The 22,144-nt window shown below is 38.0% G+C and carries 25 protein-coding genes and 1 riboswitch; of the genes, 12 read left to right on the top strand and 13 right to left on the bottom strand.

Annotated features, from left to right (window positions below; translation table 11 throughout):
* Window positions 1-3 precede the first annotated feature (3 nt).
* On the top strand, window positions 4-966 hold the full coding sequence (locus tag M3234_RS22080) for a DUF4097 domain-containing protein (RefSeq protein ID WP_262306777.1): 963 nt from the start codon (window positions 4-6) through the stop codon (window positions 964-966).
* A 79-nt stretch (window positions 967-1,045) separates the two neighbouring features.
* On the opposite strand, the gene M3234_RS22075 is transcribed toward M3234_RS22080, so the two are convergent.
* Window positions 1,046-2,593: an ATP-binding protein gene (locus tag M3234_RS22075; protein WP_262306776.1), complete on the bottom strand. Its 1,548-nt coding sequence runs from the start codon at window positions 2,591-2,593 to the stop codon at window positions 1,046-1,048.
* A gap of 280 nt (window positions 2,594-2,873) precedes the next feature.
* Here M3234_RS22075 and M3234_RS22070 point away from each other — a divergent pair, with 280 nt between their 5' ends.
* The 4 genes from M3234_RS22070 to M3234_RS22055 all read left to right on the top strand — a co-directional run bounded on the left by M3234_RS22070 (window position 2,874) and on the right by M3234_RS22055 (window position 6,059).
* Window positions 2,874-3,389, top strand: a complete 516-nt coding sequence (locus M3234_RS22070; protein ID WP_262306775.1) for an RNA polymerase sigma factor — start codon at window positions 2,874-2,876, stop codon at window positions 3,387-3,389.
* A 117-nt stretch (window positions 3,390-3,506) separates the two neighbouring features.
* On the top strand, window positions 3,507-3,914 hold the full coding sequence (locus tag M3234_RS22065) for an ATP-binding protein (RefSeq protein ID WP_262306774.1): 408 nt from the start codon (window positions 3,507-3,509) through the stop codon (window positions 3,912-3,914).
* Window positions 3,874-5,436 carry an ATP-binding protein gene (locus M3234_RS22060; RefSeq protein ID WP_262306773.1) on the top strand — a complete coding sequence of 521 codons (1,563 nt, stop codon included), beginning with the start codon at window positions 3,874-3,876 and terminating at the stop codon, window positions 5,434-5,436. The genes M3234_RS22065 and M3234_RS22060 overlap by 41 nt, the downstream gene beginning before the upstream one ends.
* Window positions 5,437-5,669: 233 nt before the next feature.
* Entirely contained in the window at window positions 5,670-6,059 is a 390-nt protein-coding gene (locus M3234_RS22055) for a DUF421 domain-containing protein (protein WP_311315685.1), read from the top strand.
* 43 nt (window positions 6,060-6,102) lie between these two features.
* Here the strand turns inward: M3234_RS22055 and M3234_RS22050 are convergent, their stop codons facing one another.
* The 4 genes from M3234_RS22050 to M3234_RS22035 all read right to left on the bottom strand — a co-directional run bounded on the left by M3234_RS22050 (window position 6,103) and on the right by M3234_RS22035 (window position 9,876).
* Complete coding sequence (locus M3234_RS22050; protein WP_262306771.1) at window positions 6,103-6,552, bottom strand: C40 family peptidase; 450 nt, start codon at window positions 6,550-6,552, stop codon at window positions 6,103-6,105.
* A 468-nt stretch (window positions 6,553-7,020) separates the two neighbouring features.
* The gene (locus tag M3234_RS22045; RefSeq protein WP_262306770.1) at window positions 7,021-7,977 is read right to left on the bottom strand and encodes an ATP-grasp domain-containing protein; all 957 of its coding nucleotides are present in this window, start codon (window positions 7,975-7,977) and stop codon (window positions 7,021-7,023) included.
* A gap of 15 nt (window positions 7,978-7,992) precedes the next feature.
* The gene (locus M3234_RS22040; protein WP_262306769.1) at window positions 7,993-9,042 is read right to left on the bottom strand and encodes an LLM class flavin-dependent oxidoreductase; all 1,050 of its coding nucleotides are present in this window, start codon (window positions 9,040-9,042) and stop codon (window positions 7,993-7,995) included.
* A 110-nt stretch (window positions 9,043-9,152) separates the two neighbouring features.
* Window positions 9,153-9,255: riboswitch (SAM riboswitch) on the bottom strand.
* Window positions 9,256-9,387: 132 nt separating this feature from the next.
* The gene (locus M3234_RS22035) at window positions 9,388-9,876 is read right to left on the bottom strand and encodes a hypothetical protein (RefSeq protein ID WP_262306768.1); all 489 of its coding nucleotides are present in this window, start codon (window positions 9,874-9,876) and stop codon (window positions 9,388-9,390) included.
* 246 nt (window positions 9,877-10,122) lie between these two features.
* Here M3234_RS22035 and M3234_RS22030 point away from each other — a divergent pair, with 246 nt between their 5' ends.
* The 3 genes from M3234_RS22030 to M3234_RS22020 all read left to right on the top strand — a co-directional run bounded on the left by M3234_RS22030 (window position 10,123) and on the right by M3234_RS22020 (window position 12,061).
* The gene (locus tag M3234_RS22030) at window positions 10,123-10,617 is read left to right on the top strand and encodes an FUSC family protein (protein ID WP_262306767.1); all 495 of its coding nucleotides are present in this window, start codon (window positions 10,123-10,125) and stop codon (window positions 10,615-10,617) included.
* Window positions 10,618-10,799: 182 nt separating this feature from the next.
* Window positions 10,800-11,411, top strand: a complete 612-nt coding sequence (locus M3234_RS22025) for an FMN-binding negative transcriptional regulator (RefSeq protein ID WP_262306766.1) — start codon at window positions 10,800-10,802, stop codon at window positions 11,409-11,411.
* Between the two features lie 449 nt (window positions 11,412-11,860).
* On the top strand, window positions 11,861-12,061 hold the full coding sequence (locus M3234_RS22020) for a cold-shock protein (protein WP_027322326.1): 201 nt from the start codon (window positions 11,861-11,863) through the stop codon (window positions 12,059-12,061).
* Window positions 12,062-12,412: 351 nt separating this feature from the next.
* Here the strand turns inward: M3234_RS22020 and M3234_RS22015 are convergent, their stop codons facing one another.
* The 3 genes from M3234_RS22015 to M3234_RS22005 all read right to left on the bottom strand — a co-directional run bounded on the left by M3234_RS22015 (window position 12,413) and on the right by M3234_RS22005 (window position 14,346).
* Window positions 12,413-12,793: a VOC family protein gene (locus M3234_RS22015; RefSeq protein ID WP_262306765.1), complete on the bottom strand. Its 381-nt coding sequence runs from the start codon at window positions 12,791-12,793 to the stop codon at window positions 12,413-12,415.
* A gap of 267 nt (window positions 12,794-13,060) precedes the next feature.
* Complete coding sequence (locus tag M3234_RS22010; RefSeq protein ID WP_262306764.1) at window positions 13,061-13,555, bottom strand: undecaprenyl-diphosphatase; 495 nt, start codon at window positions 13,553-13,555, stop codon at window positions 13,061-13,063.
* A 2-nt stretch (window positions 13,556-13,557) separates the two neighbouring features.
* Window positions 13,558-14,346, bottom strand: a complete 789-nt coding sequence (locus M3234_RS22005) for an alpha/beta fold hydrolase (RefSeq protein ID WP_262306763.1) — start codon at window positions 14,344-14,346, stop codon at window positions 13,558-13,560.
* A gap of 642 nt (window positions 14,347-14,988) precedes the next feature.
* Between M3234_RS22005 and M3234_RS22000 the strand changes: the two genes are divergently transcribed.
* Window positions 14,989-15,732, top strand: a complete 744-nt coding sequence (locus M3234_RS22000) for an alpha/beta fold hydrolase (RefSeq protein WP_262306880.1) — start codon at window positions 14,989-14,991, stop codon at window positions 15,730-15,732.
* A 266-nt stretch (window positions 15,733-15,998) separates the two neighbouring features.
* Here the strand turns inward: M3234_RS22000 and yjcZ are convergent, their stop codons facing one another.
* The 5 genes from yjcZ to M3234_RS21975 all read right to left on the bottom strand — a co-directional run bounded on the left by yjcZ (window position 15,999) and on the right by M3234_RS21975 (window position 18,242).
* Window positions 15,999-16,160 (bottom strand): sporulation protein YjcZ, encoded by a 162-nt coding sequence (gene yjcZ, locus M3234_RS21995; RefSeq protein ID WP_262306762.1) that lies wholly within the window; start codon window positions 16,158-16,160, stop codon window positions 15,999-16,001.
* Window positions 16,161-16,200: 40 nt separating this feature from the next.
* Window positions 16,201-16,299 (bottom strand): YjcZ family sporulation protein, encoded by a 99-nt coding sequence (locus tag M3234_RS21990; RefSeq protein WP_082692813.1) that lies wholly within the window; start codon window positions 16,297-16,299, stop codon window positions 16,201-16,203.
* Between the two features lie 659 nt (window positions 16,300-16,958).
* Window positions 16,959-17,078 carry a YjcZ family sporulation protein gene (locus M3234_RS21985; protein WP_262306761.1) on the bottom strand — a complete coding sequence of 40 codons (120 nt, stop codon included), beginning with the start codon at window positions 17,076-17,078 and terminating at the stop codon, window positions 16,959-16,961.
* A 36-nt stretch (window positions 17,079-17,114) separates the two neighbouring features.
* Window positions 17,115-17,213: a YjcZ family sporulation protein gene (locus tag M3234_RS21980; protein ID WP_082692815.1), complete on the bottom strand. Its 99-nt coding sequence runs from the start codon at window positions 17,211-17,213 to the stop codon at window positions 17,115-17,117.
* 561 nt (window positions 17,214-17,774) lie between these two features.
* Window positions 17,775-18,242, bottom strand: coding sequence for a hypothetical protein (locus M3234_RS21975; RefSeq protein WP_262306760.1), 468 nt, complete (start codon window positions 18,240-18,242; stop codon window positions 17,775-17,777).
* A gap of 577 nt (window positions 18,243-18,819) precedes the next feature.
* Between M3234_RS21975 and M3234_RS21970 the strand changes: the two genes are divergently transcribed.
* From M3234_RS21970 to M3234_RS21960, 3 genes are all read left to right on the top strand, one after another.
* The gene (locus M3234_RS21970) at window positions 18,820-20,379 is read left to right on the top strand and encodes a copper resistance CopC/CopD family protein (protein ID WP_262306759.1); all 1,560 of its coding nucleotides are present in this window, start codon (window positions 18,820-18,822) and stop codon (window positions 20,377-20,379) included.
* 26 nt (window positions 20,380-20,405) lie between these two features.
* A complete protein-coding gene (locus M3234_RS21965; protein WP_262306758.1) occupies window positions 20,406-21,041 on the top strand; it encodes a YcnI family copper-binding membrane protein in 636 nt (211 codons plus the stop codon).
* Window positions 21,042-21,246: 205 nt separating this feature from the next.
* Window positions 21,247-22,134: a permease gene (locus tag M3234_RS21960; RefSeq protein ID WP_396953981.1), complete on the top strand. Its 888-nt coding sequence runs from the start codon at window positions 21,247-21,249 to the stop codon at window positions 22,132-22,134.
* Window positions 22,135-22,144 lie beyond the last annotated feature (10 nt).

The raw sequence follows: 22,144 nt of genomic DNA, 5'->3' as shown, positions 1-22,144 counted from the left end.
AAAATGAGAAAAATTATGTGCGGGGCGTTAGGGCTCGTGGCCATTGGAATAATCGGTGTCATCATGTCAATCAACACATCAGGTGCAGAAGCTTTTACCTTCAGTTCAGTAGATGTTCATCAAAATAAAGACATATCAGCAAAAGGAATTAGTAATATTGTCATTGACTCCCCTACTGTCGATATTAACGTTCAGCCAACTAGCGGGGATAAGATTGAAGCTGATTTTTCAGGTCAAGTGGGAAAAAAGAGCAAAAATTTATATAAGCTGGATATCGATCAAGACGGTGATACCGTTAAAATCACGATGGAAAAGAAAGATAAGTTTCAATTTATGATGTTTAACTTTACAAAAGTAAGCCTGAAGATCAAAGTGCCCCAACAAGATTATAATTCCATTGAAATCAATGCGGCATCTGGAGATATCGCCTTAAATGAAGTGAAAGCAAAGGAAGTAACTGTCGAAACACAATCAGGGGATATCGAAGTCAGCGATGTTACGGCCGAGGATACGCTTGTCCTGAAAGCCTCTAGCGGAGATATTGAGGCTAATGGCAATCGTTCCAATACACTGGACATTGAATCAAGCAGTGGTGATATTAGGATGAAGGATAATGAAGCCAAGGCAACCGATCTCTACACAAGCAGCGGTAAAATCGTATCAGATGATCTAGTCTCGGAAGATATCAAAATGAATACATCTTCTGGTGATATTGTCGTTACAGCAGAAGAAATGACTGGTAATGTATCGTTGGAAAGCAGCAGCGGTGATCTTGACGTAAGCTTTGCAAAACCAGCCGTTTCCATGAAAGTGGATTACAAATCGAGCTCCGGCGATGCCACAGCGAATTTGGATAAAATGAAATACTCCGAGAAATCCGAACACCGCATTGTTGGCCAAAGCGGAGACGGAAAATATAAGTTAACAGCCAGAACCAGTTCCGGCGATTTTAGCGTAAGAGATTGATGGTCTTCAAAAAATGACTACAGATAGAAAAAGCAGTTGATTCTAACCGAATCCAACTGCTTTTTCCATCTAAAAATCCTTATTCTATTGCACTTGGGCGGTCACCGCTGCTTTGAGGGGCATCAAATGAGATGGTAAACGTGGTGCCTTGGTTTACTTCACTCGCAACATGAATCGATCCCTTATGGTTCTGAATGATTTTATAGCTTACCATGAGTCCTAAGCCGTTGCCATCCTGCTTTGTCGTAAAAAAAGGCTCTCCCAGCCGCTTGATCTGTTCCGCTTCCATCCCCTTGCCTTCATCCTTTACCGTGATGACAATCGATTGCAAGATCTTTTCAACCACCACAGAAACTTTGCCTCCACTAGGCATAGCCTCAATGGCATTCTTGATTAGGTTTATAAACACTTGTTTCAATTGATTTTTTTCCCCGGAAATCACGACTTCCTCGATTGGAAATTGGCAGTCAATATTCACATTTTTAAGATTGGCTTCCGGCTCGAGAAATTTTATCACACTCAGCAAAATACTTGTTATATCGCAATCTCTGAACACAACCTGGTGAGGCTTGGCAAAGACCATCAATTCACTGACAATAAAATTAATCCGATCGATTTCATCAAGAATGGTGTCAGCATAGTATGGATTTATTCCATTATTATTTAGAAGCTGGACAAATCCCCTAATGGTGGTGAGCGGGTTTCGGATTTCGTGTGCAATCCCGGCTGCCAATTCTCCAATCATCGAAAGCTTTTCGGCTTTACGGATCATTTCTTCCGATTTTCTTTTTTCCGTAATATCATATTGAATCGAGATATGTTTATAGTGCTCACCGTTTGCATCTAAAAACGGAATAATCGTGGTATCGAGCCAATATTTTGTTCCGTCCTTTGCCTGATTTAATATTTCCCCTTTCCAGGCTTCTCCACTTTGAATCGTTTCCCATACTTCATGGAAGAAGGAAGGGGGATGATAGTTAGAAGAGAAGATACTATGAGGTTTCCCGATTAATTCCTCTCTGCTATATTTATATAATTGGCATAAGTTATCATTTACATAGATAATTTTATCCTCGTGATCCGAAATGGCAAAAATCGTGGCTTCATTTAAGACTCTCTCCAGGTCAGCAAGCTCTTTCAGCGTCATGGTTAAATCCTTTTCCGCATCATCTAAAGCAAGCCTGATAAAGTCAATTTCTTCGTTGTATATCTTCAAAAGTGTTTTGGACATCAGTTGGAATAATTGCTCAATGATTTTCATCACTTCAAAATAGCACTCTATCGATATCCTTTTCCCAAGCACTTCTTGATGGAGTAAATCCAGGATGGAACCACGAGTTCCATAAAAAAAACGGATGGATTGATTCAAAGTGGCATTCGAAATAATGAGCGTCAGACCCAAGTCTTTTACAAAAGCGAGTAGATTATGTTTATTTTCTGTGGTTTGGCTAATTAAATACTCCCCGACCAGAAGGCATAAGTTTGCCTCGACTTTCTTGGAACACTCCCACTTATCCAAAAGAGGGGTTATAAATTTTTCATTTGTAGTGGCCGAATTCAATCGTTGAACATGGTCTCCAGCTAACTCTTTTATTTTCGCACCTATATACCCAATTTGATTATTCATGTTATCCCTCTTAACACTGTAATCTTTATACCTACTAATTTGACAGATTTCCACTAAGTTCCTGCATATTGGAAAAATTATGACGAAATGTAGGCAGTATCCGAATTTTCCAGGTGTACTGCTGCAGTATTTTTAGGTCAAAATTCCTATTTTAAATTTTTCCAGCCGTTCGCAAACTTTCCAGCCGTATCAGAGGTATATAGATATGTAAGGTTCGCAGGAGCAACAGAAAAGGAAATAAACCGGCTCCTTTGCGATGAATAGAATGGAGAGATGGACAATGAGCAGGATTGATATTGCGGAGGCATTTGAATTATATAGGCAACGGATGTTTTATATTGGCTATTCGATTACAAAGGATTGGCATTTGGCGGAGGATATCGTTCAGGAATCGTTTATAAAAGCATTTAATAAAATCGATACGATTGAAGACAACAGCAAATTAGGGGCATGGCTTTCCTCTATTACCACCCGAACCGCCATTGACTTTATCCGCAGAGAGCAGAAAAGAAAGGGGCTGCCGTTAGAAGCGGAAATGCTTGATATCCTAGGGAAACATACGGATCAGAATGTGGAGGTTGAAGTGGAGACAGTCATGTTGCAGGAACAGGTTCAATCCGCGATACAGGAAATGAATATTCACTATCGGGATGTACTCATACTAAAGGTAAATCAGAACTTAAACGAACAAGAAATCGCCAGCGTCCTTGGCCTTAACGTTAGCACGGTAAAAGTACGAGTTCACCGCGGCAGAAAAAAATTAAAGCTCTTGTTGCACGATCAGCTTACTGCGTAGGAGAAACTTCATCAGAGGAAGGCCGGATCTTATTAGACCGGCCCCTTTAAGTATGTGAATCTTTCAATTTTCAAAAATTTTATTTTCTACTATAGCAATATGTTCTATAATCATAATATGATTAGAAAAATTACAATCACTTCAGAAAATGACATAAGGATTACCTTGAATGCCATCCGGATGTTAACCAGGTCCCTTCATTTTTCCGAGGTGGATACTCAAAAGTTAATTGTCGCCGTTTCTGAGCTTTCCCGGAATATTATTGACCATGCAGGCAGCAATGGATTTGTCTATTTTGAAGAAATAGAGAATAAAGGGATCAAAGTAATCGTTCAGGACTTTGGCAAAGGCATCAAAAAAATAGATGAGATTCTTCAAGGCCAAACCAATTTTCAAAAAAAAGGATTGGGAATGGGTCTTGTGGGGGCTAAAAGATTGATGGATGATTTTAGCGTCGAAACTTCAAAGGAAGGAACGAGGATTATTGCCGTTAAATGGAGAACCATACCATACAAACAAAGATAACAAGAATGACATAACACTTGATCGTTTAGCAGCAGTAGGACAAATCGCGGCAGGAATTGCTCATGAGGTTAGGAACCCTTTAACCACTGTTAAGGGTTTTTTACATTTATTGAAGGAAGAGCAGCCCCATTCCTACTTGGACATTGCGGTTGAGGAATTAGAAAATGCGTTACTAACCATGCAAAACCTGTTGAATGTATCGAAGCCTGACCTTGATGACGAAGGTCTTTCTGATATCAACCTATCGACTGAAATTGAATCCATCTTATACCTGTTTCAAAATCAAATCTATCATGTTTCCATTGAAAAGCAATTACAAGATACCCATGCAACCGTGTATGGCAAGCGGAATCAACTAAAAAAAGCGCTGTTTAACCTTATTAAAAATGCGTTTGAAGCGATGCCCGAATCCGGTACCATCACAGTTAAACATTATATGGAAAACGGGAAATTATTGGTATCGATCCAGGATACAGGAGTAGGCATACCGGAAGATAAACTTGGAATCCTTGGAACTCCGTTCTTCACTTCAAAAGAAGCGGGGACAGGCATGGGCTTAACCCAGGTTTATTCAACAATTTACGAACATAATGGAAAAATTACCGTTGCAAGCGAGGTAGGATTAGGAACAAATTTTACGATTGAGTTTCCTGTTCGGGAGAAAAAGGATGTAGGGGTGTTAGAATTGAATCTGCCATATGTTGAAAATCATACCTTTAGTGATTTTTATGGTCATAATAAAGAAAGCTTTATGGAACTGCTTAGAGCACAGGGGAAAACTTTGTTTGAACATATTAAAGGGGTCAAGCATATTGATGAGCAGTATGTGTTAAATTCGACGCATCAGATTGTCACGTTGTTAAATGAGGCAGACGAGTTTGGCTTGGTCATGCACGCAAAAGAGCACGGAAAGACTTGGGCAAAGTTGGAGTTGGAGTTAATTGTTAAGCTGGAGTGGTTTCAAACTGTTCGCAAATGCTATTGGGATTTCCTATTTAATTATTATAATAATATCGACATAAGCAAAAAGGAATTCTTTGAAATCGAGCGAAATATAAATTTTAACCTGGATACCTATGTAACGCATTTCTCATCCAGTTTTTCGGAATACAAAAGTTTTCTCATTGAGGCACAAAATGAGTTAATCGATGATTTAATTGTTCCGGTTATCCCATTGTCCGATACAATGGCGATTTTACCGATCATCGGAATGGTGGATACAAAACGAGCCAAACATATTCAATTAAAGGTGTTGGAAAGAATCTATCAGCAGCATATCAGTTACATCATTATCGACCTTTCAGGTGTATCTTATATGGACACCGCTGTCTTAAATCATTTGTTTAACATCATTAACGGAATACGGATTCAAGGCTGCGAAGCGGTGTTAACGGGGGTGCGCCCGGAAATAACCAATACCATTGTGGAATTAGGTATCGATTTGCACGCAAAAGTATCAACAAAGGCTACTTTACAACAGGCCATCCAGGACTATAACAAGCTGCATCTTCGAAACCAATAAATACATTCGTGCGATCAGGCTTTCGGCTATAATGCTGAAGGCCTTTTATTATATCGGTGAAGCTGGAAGGAATAATTCACTTGCTGATGGAACATACTATTGCCAATTGCTTGTCTTTTACAAGGGAGAACCGCCATGTCAGGAACCTTTAGAAATACTCTTCAGAACCCTTACAGCCTTTATCCTATTATGGGTGTTTGTCCATATGCTAGGGAACCAACCTTCTTAATCAAATCCTGGAGGAATCGCTTAAGAAGATTGGGTATTCATTAGACATGCTGACACAGGCGTTACGCGGCAAAGACATCTTTAACATCGATGAAGTGGAATGTGCGATTTTAGAGATGAACGGTTTGTTATCGGTATTAAAAAAAGCGGAATATCAAAACGTCCTGAGGAAGGATATCCATTTGACTCCATCTACAAGCAAGGCCCCCGTAGAATTGGTGTTTGATGGAGAACTATTGGAGGAAAATCTCTCTGATCATGATCACAACAAGGAATGGTTCCTGGCTCAATTAAAAATGAGAAATCTTCAAGTAACTGACATTGCATACGCGGTCGTAGGTTCGAATGGGAATTTAAATATTGATTTATTTCGGGATCATGTAGATGAAAAATAAAAGCCGAAAACATACAAAAAAAGACCATCGATTCCGATGATCTTTAAATCCGCTTGGCTCCAATATATCTAGCATGCCAATATGGGTTGCTTGTTTTAGTTACTATAACACCTTTTGATGAGGATGCCATAATCATTTTGCCGTATCCCATATAGATGGCAACATGAGTCGGGGCACTTGCTTTATTCGGTGCATAGAATAGTAAGTCACCGATTTCCAAATTAGATGGTCGATATCCGTTTCCATAGTACATTTGGGCAGCGGTGCGATTTAGTGTAATTCCCGCTTTTCCGAAAGAATATTTAACGAGGCCTGAACAGTCAAATCCGCTCGGCGAAATTCCGCCCCATTTATATGGTACCCCTAGATTTGCTTTTGCAACGGAGATTGCTTTTGTATGATAATATGCCGCTTCTGCTTTATCACCCTTGGCGGCGAACAAAGTGCCACAAGAAGCTAAAATGGTAAAGGCTATGATGAATTTCTTTAGCATGATTGTTTCCTCCTCGTGTGATTTGATAAGTTCACTATACTAGAAAGGTATAACAGCCTCATCACAGCAATATGATAATTTCATTACAAAGTTATTCCGATATAATTTAAAGACAGTAAACACTTAAACCAAGCATCACCTTGTATTCGGTAGGCAAATCTAATGATGGCTAATTGCAATCATCGTAGTTGTGGTAACGTATGAAGAATTAGAAGATTGGTGTGAATTAAATAATGGGAAGGTTTTCACTAAACCTAAAATTGTCAGTCAATGACGATTGTCTTTCATTCCCGATTAGTACAATACTTCACAAATTATCTTATTGCTTTGAAGCGTAAAAGGATTTGCCACTCTCACCAAATCTGCATATTCCACTTTTAACTCAAATAAATATTATGTTGCAAACAAAAAAAAGCCGCCAATTAGGACAGCTTAGTTTTACATTAATCTATATTTACTTGAACCAAATTACATCGTTGCTGCTGCTGCGTACTTTTCTTCCAATGTCTTCTTTAAAAATAAAGCGACTTCGAGCATGCCATATTTCCCAGCTTTTGCTTCTGCATCAGAATTATAGTTTGTGTTGGTATTGATATCGTACGTATAAATTTCACCATCCGCATTTCGGATAAACTCGATTCCCGCTACTTGAATACCATTACCCTCTAAAACCTTTTTATATCTTTCTAAAATCTCGTCCTCAAATCCGTCAATGATTTGGAACTTTGGCTTCTCTTCTACTTCTTCTCCTACCGGGCAGAATAAATCGCCAATTTGGCAGGCGTCCGCCGGGCAAAGCTCAAATCCTTCAGAAGTATCCACCTTCACGGCATACACAAAGTTTCCTCCTACAAACTCACAGCGAGTGATGTAGCTTTCAGGAGATTGAATGTACTCTTGAATAAGGGTAATGCCATCGACTGGTTCTTCGAAAGTTGGTCCTTCCACATAAGCTTTGAACGCTTCTACACTATGGAATAATTGAACACCTAACCCTTTACCGGCACGGTTATGCTTCGTAATAAAGGGTTGTCCCACAAATGCTTCGGCAGCCTTTAGAATGTTCTGTTTTCCTACCGCAGCAATCGTTTTTGGCGTCTTCACACCATACTTGTTTAACTCTAAGTATTGTAACACCTTACTAACCTCTAGCCTTAGGGCGCTTGTTCCATTTAACACCGTCCGGCCATGTGCTTCCAACCAGGCTAATACTTGTCCAGTAAATTCAGCGGCAAAACGATGGTCACGTGTATGGGAAGAAGCACTCATTCGGCTATAGAAGATCCCTTCCGGCGGTTCTGTCGATAAATCCAGCGTCCCTTCGTCTAAATGCCATTCTTCATAAGGAACACCCAGTTCCTCCAACCTTTTTGTTAAATGGACGGTCCACTCACTATTTTCATGGATGACATATACCTTGCTCATTTTTACGACCCCTTTCTAGTTCTTTAGTAAACTGCGGTTTTGTTCCACTAATGGCATAACCTGCTTGGCAAAGCGTTCCATTTCCTCCAGCTGCGGCGAGAATTGCAATAGCAACAAGTCTAATCCAGCTTCTTCATATTGTAAAATTCGCTCGGCAATTTGCTCTGGTGTTCCTACTAGGTTTGGCCGCAGGCCGCGATTGGAAACCGAGTAATCCTGTAATTGGATTTGCTGCTCCAATTGTGATTTTGTCGTGAAGTCTTTAAAGCCAACATAACCGCTGGAGTCTTTCACTGTGGTGATTTTTTCAAGCTCAGCCAAGGCCTCTTCTTCTGTATCACGGCAAATAACATAAGCAGCCATACCAAAAGACTTAAATGGCGCATTGCCAGTTTGTTCACGGCGTGCCTTCATATCGGTAATTTTTCGCTCAATCTCTTCCACTGTTCCACCGTGCATCACATAAGCATCACATTTTTCGGCAATGGTTTGCTTGCCTTTTTCACTTTCCCCGCCTGCGTAAAGAATCGGGTTCGGTCGTTGAACAGGCTTCGGAGCAAGCTTCGTGTCTTTTAGGTCGTAAAATTGGCCGGAAAAATGGAAGGTTTCTTCTGTCCATAACCCCTTTAGAACATCAATAAACTCCTCGGTACGGGCATAACGCTCATCGTGCTCGGTAAAAATTCCGCCATATTGACGTGCTTCTTCTGCCCACCAAGCAGAAACCACGTTTAGCGTAAAACGGCCGTTACTGATGTGATCAATATTGGCTGCCATCTTTGCTGTGACAGCAGGATTATGAAAACCAGGGCGAATCGCGGTCATGATTTCAATTGTTTCCGTCACGGCCGCAAGTGCGGCTGCTGTGGACCAAGCTTCGAGAGAATCATGCTCCGGGCCTTTTATATCATTTAAATATAATTCAGCGATTAACGTCGTCGAGTATCCCCATTTTTCGGCCAATTGAATGACTTGTTTGGCATATTCAAACGTTGGCGGCATATGTTCCTCATCCACATTCCGTAACCAGCCTCCAAAAATCGGTAACCAAAAACCATATTTCATGTCTACTCTCTCCTCTGCTAGTCTAATTATCTAGTATTCCTATTTCTCAAGTTGGAATTTATGAATAAATAAAAAACTCTCCTCATAAGAAGAGAGCCTAATTAACTCTCTTCTCATCTTTCAAGCATGTGCTTGATGGAATTGGCACAGTATTCGTCAGAACCTGTTGCCGAGGCTTCAAAGGGCCAGTCCCTCCACCTCTCTTGATAAGAAGAAAAATATACATTCAACTTTTTAATTAACTAAGGCGATAATAGTGTAAATTCTGCAAATTGTCAATCAAATAGTTCGTAACCCTAAATAAGCTAGAACCATCACCAACTTTACGGCAAAAGTGCCTGACTATTAGGCTATATTACTTTTTAGCTGCAAGCGAAACTTCGCAGTAATTTTTGAAACGGCAAACCACATAGACAGAAACATCAAAATTCCGAAAATGTCAGAGACAATCATGCTGCGACCGTTAAATAAATGCTCATAATGAAATAATGGCGTATTATAGATGGCTATAAAAATCGATAATGCAGCAAAAATAAGACTAAGTTTGTTCTTCGTTAATCTATAGAAGAAATAGAAAAGAGTAGCGTAAGCCCAAAATTGTGAATCATACCAAGCGTGTGAGAGCCTAATTCCTGCCTTAGTATGAAAATAGAGTGAGACTAAACCCAATAAGATGAAAAAAGCTATAACCGGGGCAACTTTCACCACATTTAAAAGTTTAACTAACCGGCTATTTAGCTTATAGGGATCTTGGGTTTCTTTAATTAAACTCTTAGCAAGAAAAATATTAAAATAGATAAACACGGTACTACAAGAAAATACTAATAACTGCATACATTCACCCACCTATTTTTTTACTAACTATCAATAAATTAGCACAAAAATAGGAAAATTTGTATTTTTTATTTTATTTTTCGTTGTTCATCACAAAAAATACGCTATGAAGAGATCACAGGCAAAGAAGTTACTGAAAAAACAGAAGTTTATTGAGGTAAGAAGAATCAAAATGCTTACTAATAAAAAATAGATCGTAATACACACTAATAAAGATAAAAGATGACAGATTCTACTGAGGTGAATATGGAGTCACAGAAAAATGCAAATCAAAATGAAAATTTAACTCTTCTTATTTGGAAATTAGCCATAGGCTCTGCTTTATCCTGGGAGTTATCCAAACTGTTTGGTTCCGACCATCCTTATTTAGCTCCACTTTCCGTCATCCTCACGATTCAATCAACAATGGATAAAACCGTGAGCCTGTCGATAAAACGGGTGATTGGAACCGTGATCGGGATATCGGTTACTGTTTTGATAGCAAGATATTTTTCTGTAACAGGATGGAATTTGGGACTTTTAATTTTATTTGGATGTTATATTGCAAAGTATTTAAAGTTTGACAAGAAAGTTCTCCATCAGGTGGCCCTTACGATATTATTTGTCTTCATATTTGAACACAAAACAAAGCATTATGCGATCGACAGAATGAGAGATACCCTTATCGGTGTATTGGTTGCAGGGATTATTCAGTTAATTTGGGTTCGTCTAATTTCACGAAAGCGTGACCAGTTAAAGTAGACCATAGGGACAATTCTCCCCGTCTATTTTTACTGAAAGGAACGGACCATAAACGCCCCTATTTTCTTTGTTAGTAGCAGAGCTGGTTACCACTAACCCCAAAATATTAAAAATCTGGTACTACACAAGGAAACAAATATTATAAACTATATATTATAAGATATTTACATGCGGGGTGCAGAATGTATATTCCTAAACACTTTAAACTAGATGATGAAGAAACGATCTGCGATTTTATTGAATCTTACAGCTTTGCCACTTTATTTTCTCAGCACAATGGTGAGCCTTATGCCACCCATCTTCCACTGCTATTAAATAAGTCCGAAAATGCTTTATATGGTCATTTTGCTCGTCCGAACGAACAATGGAAGGATGCCGAAAATCAGCAGGTTCTCGCGGTGTTCCAAGGCCCGCACTGCTATATTTCACCTTCTTGGTATGAAACAGCGAAGGCAGTACCGACATGGAATTATGTGGCTATCCATGTATATGGCAAATTGGAGATTGTCGAAGATCCAAACGTAATAGCAGACTCTTTACATGAGATGGTAAGCAAATATGAACAACCCGATAGCCCATACAGTCTAAACGATGTGGATCCCCATTATATCGAGGGAATGACTAAAGGAATCGTCGCGTTCAAAATAAACATAACCAAAATGGATGCAAAAGCGAAATTGAATCAAAACCATCCCGTGGAACGACAAGAGTTAATTATTAAGAATCTCGAAAACACATCTAAGCCAGATAACCTACAAGTGGCAGCTCTTATGAGGAAAAATCTGCAGAAATAGTAGCAAACCAGGGTATCGTCAAACCGATGATATTCTGTTTTTTTGTTATGCGAAAACATTCGCAATTCCGTCATAATTTACCACCTTATATATTTTTTAATACGGTAAAATTTATCTGACAATATAATCTTTTTGGAGATGATGGTCATGATGGCGAAACAACGGAAGGCTTTTGCTTGCTATCTGTTAATCTTTCTACACATTTTTCTTGCAGTCGTATTAGAACAACAAAAACAAGTTCAATACTAAGTATTGTTAAAAGCTGCTGTTTTTGGCAGCTGTAAAAGATTAAGGTGACTTGTAAAATGTTTTAAAAAATGTTATTCTATAGAAGAATTATTTTTGTTCGGTGTAAAGGATAGATTTAGTAAAAACTTTTCGTCTTGATGATCACTGAGAGCAAGGATAGTAATACAATGTGTGTGCTAACACACTAGGAGGCAACAAACATGGAAAAAGGTAAAGTAAAATGGTTTAATGGCGAAAAAGGCTTCGGATTCATCGAACGTGAAGGTGGAGAAGACGTATTCGTTCATTTCTCAGCTATCCAAGGCGAAGGCTACAAAACTTTAGAAGAAGGTCAAGAAGTGACTTTTGATGTTGAGCAAGGTCAACGTGGAGCACAAGCTGCTAACGTTCGTAAAGCTTAATTATACAGCCAAGCATGAACAGACTCTTTTTTAGAGTCTGTTTTTAATTTTTCTTAAAAAAGAAAAAACCCCACTCACTAATGAGTAGGGAAACATGAAAAAAGTAAATCAAATGGTAAACACATTGTAACATATACTTTGGAGGATTCCTAATTTCCTTCAAACTTCAATAATAAATCAGTATGCACTCAATTGTCGTTTCGAAAAAAAATATGAAATAACAAGCTATTTGTTCAAACCTAAATTAGATAAAATTATATTCTGATAAATAAGACCTTACGTGGAAAAGCCACAATCTAAGAAAAAAGAGCCGTTATAATTAACAGGCTCTTTGTCTTGTTAACCAGTTTTTTACACAGTCAATTCCAAGAGGTTTCCCTCAGGATCTTCAATGACACTCTCATAATAGCCGTCCCCCGTTACACGCGGGCCATTCACAAGGCGGTAGCCATCATGCTGCAAGCGCTCTGTCAGTTCATCAACCGCTTCCCTGCTGCCGAGAGAAACGGCAATATGAGCCCAGCCAATCCGGTCGTCCCGATCCGGCTGATCAATTCCTGCCTTGCGCATGATCTCCAAACGGGCACCACCGTCGAACGTAAGAAAATAAGATTCAAATTCCTTCACTTTATTATGATATTTCTCGTTTGCTTTTCCATTAAAATAGGTTTCATAAAACTTTCTCATCGCTTCTAAATCTTTGACCCAGATAGCCACATGCTCGATTTTCATTTCACTGACTCCTCTAATAAAGTTGTTTTGCTCATTATACATACTAATTAAGTGTACATTCTTTTTTATTAAATTATTAATTATTTGCTTTAATGCACTTGGTTCTCGTAAGTCGTTACTCTCAAATTAATAAAAAATGGCCACCGCAATGGCCGCCAGATCTTCAAGTAACACACCCTAGAGTTGAATAAGGATTAAAATCTGAACAAAAAACTACATACACCCTCATAAACAACGATGAGGTCAATTTTTTTAGGTTGAAAAGATTTAATGACATTTCCTTTGAAATAATTTATGAATGATTGAACTTGTAAAAGACCCTAGTACGGCACTGGCTGCTATATCAGAAGGATAATGATGACCTACCCAAATTCGTGATAATCCCAATAAAAACGAGAACCCCATCATAATGGATCCAAGGGTGCGTTGATAAAAGAGGACAGTTGTTGAAATAGCAAAAGCAAGAATAGTATGTTTGCTTGGAAAGCTAGAATCGACTTTAGAGGGAGTAAGTATTCCTACTTTGCTTTTTAAAAATGGACGTGGTTTAAAATAAAATAACTTAATAATAAATTGCATGAATAACGAAATCACAATAGATACTACTGCTTCAAAAGTCGCTTTCCTTTTTCTAAAAAGCATAATAACTAAAATGAACAAGAAAACAAATCTCAACTTGTTGGAAATAAGAATCATTAATCTATCTATAAACCAATAACGTCCGGAAAACGAATTTATTGTACGAAATATTTTGGCGTCCAAGCTTATTCACCCCGTTTGAAAGAATGATTTTGGATAAATTGATAAATAAGTTTATTCAATTCGTTTGCAGCTTTTGTTGGGACTTGATGTTTCATACCTTTAACAAAGGTTATTTCATTTTGAGACAGTTTCTTTTGCAATAGTTGTGCATAAGGGGAAAATGGTTTATCCATTTCGCCATAAATAAGGGAAATTGGCTTATGGATTTTATCAAGTTGCTCCGTACAGTTATAGTTCAAACAATAATTATAGTATTGCAGGATGTTCCTTGCATTCCCTTTTTTAGCTTCTAGTAACATCGTCTCGAACAGCTCTTCTGTATCTGAATTACTATTAGCTATTGACCGTGCCAAAGCAGGCAATGCCCCAAACTTAACAAGGGTTTTAGCAATTCGTATTCTGTTTCTTAGGCGCCAGTCACCTACCTCAGACATCCCACTAATGATGATCCCACCTAAAGCAAGCTCCCTTGAAGTTGATAACAAAAATTCCAATAGGATTGATGCCCCTGCAGAATAGCCACATAAAAAGGCTTGCTTTATATCTAGATAGCCAATTATTTTTTTTATATCCTCTACAATTAGAGGATAGGTGACAGGTTTGCTTGAAAAAGAACTCCTGCCATGTCCTCGTATATCAAAGGTAATGACCTGAAAATACCGGGAAAGTTCTTCTGACTGATAAGTGAAGTTTGTGGAAGTTAGGACAGGCGGATGAATAAATATGATAGGAATCCCATTACCTTTAACTGTGTAGTAAAGGCTGCATCCATCAATTTCGAGGATGGGCATTTAATCACCTCAACTTATTAGTACCTCGCTTTTATTATTAGCATTTTTGTTTGAATCATCCATTTTAGCTTTAAAAATACGGTAATAAATAACAATAAAAAACCAGCAATCTCATTTTATTAAAAGTGAACAAAAGTATCTTTCTGAATAAACAAAGGACTTTCATTTATATCAGACAATATATAAAGGTACATCATCTCCATATTAAAACGGGATTACCGCTGTACCCCTATTTTTAACTTCACTTAAAAACAGAAGGTACAGTAGAGCTGCCGCTGTATTTTCGAATAGATCGTACAATCATCATTTCTATTTTATTGTGACCACGTCTTGAGGCAAGGAATCCCCTCTATATTTACCCAGTTAAAGAATCCTACCATCTTTCTCCTCACTTCCTTTTTCCCTATCAATATTGTAAATTATTGGTAATTACTTAAATGATTGTTACCATCATTGTTTGTACCCAAAATTAAACCATTGAACCCATTAAGGAGCCAAAGATGACAGCAACCCTATCGATTTTTAAATCAAAAGCCGGAGAAGAAGATTTCCTAAAAGCCTATGATGAAGTAATGCAGCTATGGGAGGTGGCATACGAAAATAGTAAAAATTCCCACAAAATATGGAGAAACACATGTGATAATGTGCGGACCAAAAGATGGAATTCCCGTCGTCATGTTGCACGGCATGACTGGAAATTCGAGTTTCTGGTATCAAAATATCACGGCCCTGCAAACCTATCGGGTATACTGCATCGATACATTGGGGGATTTCGGAAAGAGCCTTGTGCAGACTCCATTGAAAACAGAAGAAGACTGCATTCTATGGCTTGATGAAGTATTTACTGGATTAGGTATCGATAACGTTCATTTAATTGGCCATTCCATGGGCGGATGGCTCTCCTTGACCTATGCAAGAAAACGCCAGGAGAACCTTAGAAAATTGGTGCTCATTGCACCGGTTGCATCCATATTACCCATTCCATTTTTAAAACTTGCTTGGTTCATTTATCCTTCTATGCTGTTTCCATCAGAAAAAAGAATTAAAAGAGGATGGCAATGGTTCTGTGCAAAAGGATATGATATTCACCCGATTGTCATGCAGCAGATTATTACAGCTTATAAGCATTGCAAACCCCTTCTTGCTGCTATTCCTAAAAACTTTTCAAAAGAGGAACTCGGGGATGTGAAGATTCCAGTATTGTTTATCGTCGGAGAGGAAGAAAAAATTTATCGAGCTAATAAGGCAGCAAAAACAATGAAAGAGAAAATTCCGCATGCCGAGACAACCATCATTCCAAATTCCGGTCATCTGTTAATTACCGAGCAAGCTGACAGAGTGAATGAGGCGATCGTTGGTTTTTTGAGGGGAAAATTGAAAAATTAATACTTCCCATTATTTACTTCCAACAATATTTATATTGCTGATTTTCAAATTAAAAAGCAGGGTGAATTCATTTGCGAATTTCCCCTGCTTTTTCACGTGTTATTTAGTATTTCACTCTGCTTTTTCCATCATCATTTAAAGGCTATTATTAACTTGAATTCTTCTTGTGCGAAGCTTCCATCAAAATGCTCGTTTGGATTTAAGAATTATTCATTTTGATTCCCCATTAAACAACAAAGGTCCTTAGAAGGACCTTTAAAAACACATTAATAGTAGCAAGCACAACCAACAATGATTAACAGGATAAATAATACTACAATTAAAACAAACGGGTTCCCGAAACCACAACCGCCATAGCCAAAACCGCAGCCGCCATAGCCGCCATAGCCGAAACCGCAGCCGCCCCCTCCGTATCCATATCCAAACATAAGTTTTCCCCTTTCTTTATGATTAATTTTTTTCCTTTATTTAATACCAGCCTCCACAAAAAGAAGCACCAATAATGACGAGTAAGATAAATAAAACTACGAATAAGGCAAATCCCCCGCCATATGCACCATCTGCCATAAGCATCCCCCCCTCTCGAATTGTTACTATAACCTATGCAAATGACAATTAATTGTATGGGCAAATTAAAAAACTCCCGGAATTTTATTCCCCAGGAGTTTCCAAGAGTTCCATATTACCGCATGTTTCTTCAGGAGGTTAACGTGATGCATTTCGGTACTATGGCTATCGGCTTACAATAGCGTATGACATATAGCTTATGCTGTTTGGACTTTTTATAAAAAAGTAAAATTTATTACTACTATTCTGAAATAATTAAAAAATGAATAAAATGAGTACTTTGTCCAATCACTTTAATTGTTAGAAAGTAATATATTATTACAAACCTCCACAATCCGCATAATCTGCGTGTTTTTACCTCCGGACGCCTGCAAATTTTGCAGGCGTTTTGTGTGTTTTTAGGATAATCGTTGATATTATTCTTGTATGGATGTTTGTCCAACCGATCTGGTCCATATTAATATAATTATATTGGAAAAGCATCTTGCCGACATGCCACAGGAGGTGAGTTTAGGTTATTTTTTATAAAAAAACACCGCAAAAGCGGTGCAAATTAATATCCATTTTACCTGGCATTTTTTTTAAAATGAACGTTTTACCGTAGAAAACGGAACCCGTTAGCCTTTTACGGACCATTTTTTATTAAAAACCATATCCAATTAATAGTAGCAAGATGCTCCTATGATTACTAAAAGGATGAATAACACAACGATTAAAACAAATGTCCCACCGTAACCGTAACCTCCGTAGCCGAAGCCGCCGTATCCGCCAAAGCACATAGTAAAAGCCTCCCTTCATAAGGAATTAACCTTTAATTAATACCAACCACCTACGTAAGCAGCTCCTACAATGATGAGCAGGATAAATAGCACAACAATTAAAGCAAAACCATTGCCGTATGCACCATCTGACATTTAAACATCCTCCTTTCAATCCTGTTAGTTACAAGTTATGTAAATTAAAATTAGTTTGAATAGGTTACCTGTCCTTTCATTTTAAATTTGGGTGATTAAAACAAGATTATTTTCCAAAAACGATGATAATGTATTGTAAAATTGTAGAGAAAGAAAAACATTTATATGCACTAAGAAGCGATAAATTTTGAATAAGCGAACGGAGGAACAAGTTATTTTAAATAAAGTAAAAACATTACCACATCATATAATATTTGCAATCGGATTAACTTTAAATTTGGTGGGATTGACATTGGCTACGATTTTGCCATTTGGTATTTTGTCCATATTAATGGAAGGGATCCTATTATTTATTGGAACTATACTAATAGTGATGGCTTCCGATAAAAAACATTCAAATAAGAATTTATGAACAATGCGAAAAATTTGGAAATAAAATATCCAAAAAACGCAAGCCTGTGATTTGGCTTGCGTTTTTATATGCGAATTTGTTTTGTATTTTGCTGTTAATTAACTTGAGAATTGGCGTATTGCACCCCAAAAGCGAACCAGTAAAAAGAATTATTTCTTTATTTCATCTAACTTCATTTTTACAGCCATTTCAGCATCTTTTTTGTGAGTATGAACTTCAAAAAGTCTTGATTCTAATTCACCTGTTTTCTTGTTTTTATAGATTTCAAAGATCGCATAGCCTTCATTTTCTTCATCGTCCTTCCAATTATCGCTAATGTAACCTTCCGTATCATATAGATAACTTTTGTGAACATCCTTGATTTCTGGATATTTAGAAGGATTCAAAATATGAATATCATAATAATAATGTTCATTAAAACTCTTTTTAACGCGATCGCCGTTTTTATTATAATCTCGATCTCTCGTTTTATGTGTTTCTGAATGGACAATATCTTTTACTTCATAAATTTTTACATCCACTAACTCATAAGAAGATGTAGCGGGTTTATCTTGAAAATAAAAAAAACCTAACAAACCTAATACTACAATCGCAAATAGGAATTTAATGTTCTTCAATTTTATTGCCTCCGATCCATTTTCATTGCTATTTGTTCCCCCTTGAAACAATCACTACGTTATAAATTCTTGATAATAGGTTAATATCCTTTATCAAATTTTTATTCAACGAACCATCATGCAGATGAAAAAAAAACGCCGAAAACACACAAGACAACCTTGTCCATTTTCGGCTTTGTTATTTTTTTGGAATGAAGCTGCTGTGGCAATTGCTTCTATTCAAAAAGCTCTTTGAATAAACCATACGAGCCCAAAAGCAAAGATCGCCGCTGATGTGCTAGGGATACCCATTTGATTGGTTTAAAGGTTAATTTTCTAATCCACAGATCCTCCCATGGATTTTCACCTTTAGGGTCTTTTGCTGGTTCTAATTGGTTTGTGTTCCGAGGCACAATTGAAGTATACGCTAATACAGCTACGGTTATCCTTTAAATAACGATATTTTTATCTTACAATCATCACTTTTGATTGTTTTAATAAAAAAAATAGCCCATGTGAGTCATATTAAAAAGAAATGAAAAATCATATTTTTATATATGGAACTTGCTAATAGTAGAAAAAGAAAAAAAGAGAGGTGATGGTCATAAAACTCCTAAGATACTTACTACTATTTTTTTCACTATTTTTAACACTAGCCATACCTCAAGCTGCTTATGCTCATGCGGTTTTAGAAAAGGCAGTCCCGGCTCAAGGCAGTCACTTACCGTCTTCCCCGAAAGAAATTGTTCTAAGCTTTAATGAAAGGCTGGAAAGCGAACTTTTCTCACTTAAACTTTTTGATGACAGCGGGAAAGAGGCAAGTAAAACGAAGGCAAAACTGAGCGGCGACCAAAGGCAATTAAGCCTATCCCTGCCTAACCTGGCGAATGGAAATTATACAATATCCTATCATGTGATTTCAGCAGACGGTCATCCAGTAAAAGGCTCGTATATGTTTTCAATAGGAGAAGGGGTCAGTAACAAAAGGACGCCTGCCTTGCTTCAGCAAGACAATCAATCTTCAACGATAACATTTGCAATCCGCATTTTTTATTATCTCGCTTTACTCTTTGTCACTGGCTGGATTTTATGGGGGAGAATTGCAGCATCCGAAGATATAAAACAACGTAATCAAAAAACAGCACGTTTTTTACAAGCAGCATTTCTGATTGCCAATATCGGATTTGGCATTTCCATGGCATCAGGATACCTTGAACAATGGAATATGAATAGCATAATCTCCATGTTAATAGGTACGACTGCTGGTCTTTCATGGGTGATAACGGTCGTTTTATCGCTGCTTGGCTTTAGCATTTTGCTTCGGCACCCTTGGCTCGATCGATCTTGGGTACTGCTGATGCTTGTGGCGAAGAGTGTGAATGGACATGCTTTTGCCTTTGAGCCAAGACTCTTAACCATCTCACTTGATGTCATTCATTTGCTGGCCGCAGCCATCTGGTCCGGCGGTTTACTCTATGTTTTGCTTTATTTTAAAAAGTTCCGAGAGCATATCCGGCATTTCCTTGGTGTTTTTTCGAAAGCAGCGTTCATCAGCATCATGGTCCTTGTGTCAACAGGAACGGCAGCCACTCTGCTTTATCTTCCGAAATGGCAGTATGTTTTTGTTACCCAGTGGGGGACTTTTCTATTAATAAAAGCAGGTCTTGTCCTACTGGTGATCGTTGTTGCCTGTATCATTCGTTATTATTTGAAAAAGCAAAACGAGGGTCCCAGCCGAAGATGGGTGCAGCTTGATTTTGCGCTTATGTTAAGTATCCTATGTATCACCGGAATTCTTACCTCCCTTAGCCCGATTCCGGAAAACAAACCGCTAAATTGGCACGAAAATGTGGAAGAAATGGAATTCACTACTAACATATTACCTAAGGTGCCCGGTACCAACACGTTCATGGTTGAAGCGAATAGTCACGAAGAAGGACTGGGGATTAAACGGATTGAACTCATATTAATTTATAATGACAATTCTGAAGTTGCCCCCATTCGTGTTCCATTAGAGGGGGATGTTCAGGGGAAATATGCTCATTTTATGACTGATGGCAACTATCTGCCGTTTTCAGGAAACTGGACAGTAGAAGTCCGGATTCTAGATTCGGAGGATAATGAAAAGGTGTATCAAAAGGATTTTGTTGTTTACTAAATAAACTATAGATTGGAGATTTTATCATGAAAAAACTAGTAACATTCTCGTTATCATTGCTTGGGGCTTTATCACTTTTTGCCGGTGCAGCCAGTGCCCATGTTACTGTCGTGCCCAGCGAAACTTCACAAGGAAAATATGAAGTGTTCACAGTTAAGGTTCCTTCTGAAAGCGAAGAGGTGCCCACAACAAAGATTGAAGTGAAAATCCCTGATGATGTCAATATTACCCGATTAGAGCCAAAACCAGGCTGGACCTATGAAGTTCAAAAGGATGAAACCGGAAAAATGACAAGTGTTACCTGGTCTGCTGAAGGCGAGGGATTGTCACCAATTGAATTCGGAATGTTTAACATGTCAGGGAAAGTCAGCGATGATGCAAAAAAAATTGTCTGGAAAGCCTACCAAACCTACAAGGATGGCAGTGTTGTGGAATGGGTAGGGGCTGAAGATGCGGAACACCCTGCTTCTGTGACAGTTGTACATCAGGCTGACGCATCTGAGACGGGCCATGGTCATGGTACTGTTCAAAAAAGGACGACTTCCGCGAATCACGAGGAAAAAACGGAAGCAGCAGCACAATCGAAAACACCGCTTTACCTTTCCGTTGCAGCGCTCATTGCAGGATTAATCGCATTAGTCGTTTCATTAAAAAAGAAATAAACCATAAAATCATTTCACTAGCTGAGATAAAATCTTTTAACCGATAAAAAAAGAGGCAAAGTAGTTAAACTGCCTCTTTTTTGTGTTCACTATTTGTCTTTATGGGTTTCTACCACTTTTGGAAACATAAATTTATAACAAATGACCTTGATTTTTGATATGATAATAGTTGTTTTTCTTGAATAGAACTATATTTAAGTGATTCATTATAGGAGGAACTTCCATGGATCGAATATTACAATTAAATACGATATTTATCAGCATTGTAATTGAAGCTATCCCATTTATTGTTATCGGGGCATTCATTTCTGCACTGATTGAAGTATTCGTTTCTGAAAATATGATTATTCGCATGATGCCTAAAAATAGATTTTTATCGGTTATCGCTGGTAGTTTCTTAGGGATCCTATTCCCTGGTTGTGAATGTGGAATTATCCCAATCGCTTCACGTTTAATCCAGAAGGGGGTAGCCCCACATGCCGCTATTTCCTTTATGCTCTCATCACCTATTATCAATCCTATTGTTTTATTCGCCACATTTATCGCCTTTGGTGATAGTTGGACAATGGTTTGGTACCGGGCAGGATTAGCTTTAGTTGTTTCCATATTGGTCGGTATTGTCCTATCATTTGTTATCAAAGATAATCCATTGAAAGAGAATATTGATGGGCACTTACACGACCATTCAAATCAAAACACCAAACAAAAGCTGATAAGCGTTGTTACACATACAATCGATGAATTCTTAAATGTTGCTAAATTTCTTGTCATGGGGTCATTAATTGCAGCTGCCATGCAGGTTTATGTTCCAACAAAGATCCTGCTTACTTTAGGAGATACAAAAGTTACCGCGATTCTGGTGATGATGGGCTTGGCGTTTATCTTATCTGTTTGTTCGGAATCCGATGCTTTTGTTGCTTCCTCATTTAGAAATAGTTTCGGGCAAAGTTCTATTGTCGCTTTTCTGGTATTAGGGCCCATGTTAGATATCAAAAATGTTTTAATGATGACTGGATATTTTCAGAAAAAAATCGTGATTATATTGGTTGTTTTGATTTCCGTATTGGTATTCTTAGGATCACTTCTTCTGTAGGGGGGATGTA

This window comes from Neobacillus niacini (genome assembly GCF_023715785.1).
Taxonomy (GTDB): domain Bacteria; phylum Bacillota; class Bacilli; order Bacillales; family Cytobacillaceae; genus Neobacillus; species Neobacillus niacini_E.
Note: the sequence above shows the minus strand (reverse complement) of the source record. Positions and strands in the feature narration are given on the sequence as shown.

Bases quoted from the DNA above. Each gene is read 5' to 3' on its own strand.
- M3234_RS22015 (WP_262306765.1), bottom strand. From the start codon at position 12,793: ATGAAAATCGAGCATGTGGCTATCTGGGTCAAAGATTTAGAAGCGATG.
- M3234_RS22035 (WP_262306768.1), bottom strand. From the start codon at position 9,876: ATGCAGTTATTAGTATTTTCTTGTAGTACCGTGTTTATCTATTTTAAT.
- M3234_RS21985 (WP_262306761.1), bottom strand. From the start codon at position 17,078: ATGTGCTTTGGCGGATACGGCGGCTTCGGCTACGGAGGTTACGGTTAC.
- M3234_RS22070 (WP_262306775.1), top strand. From the start codon at position 2,874: ATGAGCAGGATTGATATTGCGGAGGCATTTGAATTATATAGGCAACGG.
- M3234_RS22080 (WP_262306777.1), top strand. From the start codon at position 4: ATGAGAAAAATTATGTGCGGGGCGTTAGGGCTCGTGGCCATTGGAATA.
- M3234_RS22065 (WP_262306774.1), top strand. From the start codon at position 3,507: ATGATTAGAAAAATTACAATCACTTCAGAAAATGACATAAGGATTACC.
- M3234_RS22045 (WP_262306770.1), bottom strand. From the start codon at position 7,977: ATGAGCAAGGTATATGTCATCCATGAAAATAGTGAGTGGACCGTCCAT.
- yjcZ (WP_262306762.1), bottom strand. From the start codon at position 16,160: ATGTTTGGATATGGATACGGAGGGGGCGGCTGCGGTTTCGGCTATGGC.
- M3234_RS22075 (WP_262306776.1), bottom strand. From the start codon at position 2,593: ATGAATAATCAAATTGGGTATATAGGTGCGAAAATAAAAGAGTTAGCT.
- M3234_RS22050 (WP_262306771.1), bottom strand. From the start codon at position 6,552: ATGCTAAAGAAATTCATCATAGCCTTTACCATTTTAGCTTCTTGTGGC.
- M3234_RS22040 (WP_262306769.1), bottom strand. From the start codon at position 9,042: ATGAAATATGGTTTTTGGTTACCGATTTTTGGAGGCTGGTTACGGAAT.
- M3234_RS21980 (WP_082692815.1), bottom strand. From the start codon at position 17,213: ATGTCAGATGGTGCATACGGCAATGGTTTTGCTTTAATTGTTGTGCTA.
- M3234_RS22025 (WP_262306766.1), top strand. From the start codon at position 10,800: ATGTATATTCCTAAACACTTTAAACTAGATGATGAAGAAACGATCTGC.
- M3234_RS21990 (WP_082692813.1), bottom strand. From the start codon at position 16,299: ATGGCAGATGGTGCATATGGCGGGGGATTTGCCTTATTCGTAGTTTTA.
- M3234_RS22020 (WP_027322326.1), top strand. From the start codon at position 11,861: ATGGAAAAAGGTAAAGTAAAATGGTTTAATGGCGAAAAAGGCTTCGGA.
- M3234_RS22030 (WP_262306767.1), top strand. From the start codon at position 10,123: ATGGAGTCACAGAAAAATGCAAATCAAAATGAAAATTTAACTCTTCTT.
- M3234_RS22000 (WP_262306880.1), top strand. From the start codon at position 14,989: ATGTGCGGACCAAAAGATGGAATTCCCGTCGTCATGTTGCACGGCATG.
- M3234_RS21970 (WP_262306759.1), top strand. From the start codon at position 18,820: ATGGTCATAAAACTCCTAAGATACTTACTACTATTTTTTTCACTATTT.
- M3234_RS22005 (WP_262306763.1), bottom strand. From the start codon at position 14,346: ATGCCCATCCTCGAAATTGATGGATGCAGCCTTTACTACACAGTTAAA.
- M3234_RS21965 (WP_262306758.1), top strand. From the start codon at position 20,406: ATGAAAAAACTAGTAACATTCTCGTTATCATTGCTTGGGGCTTTATCA.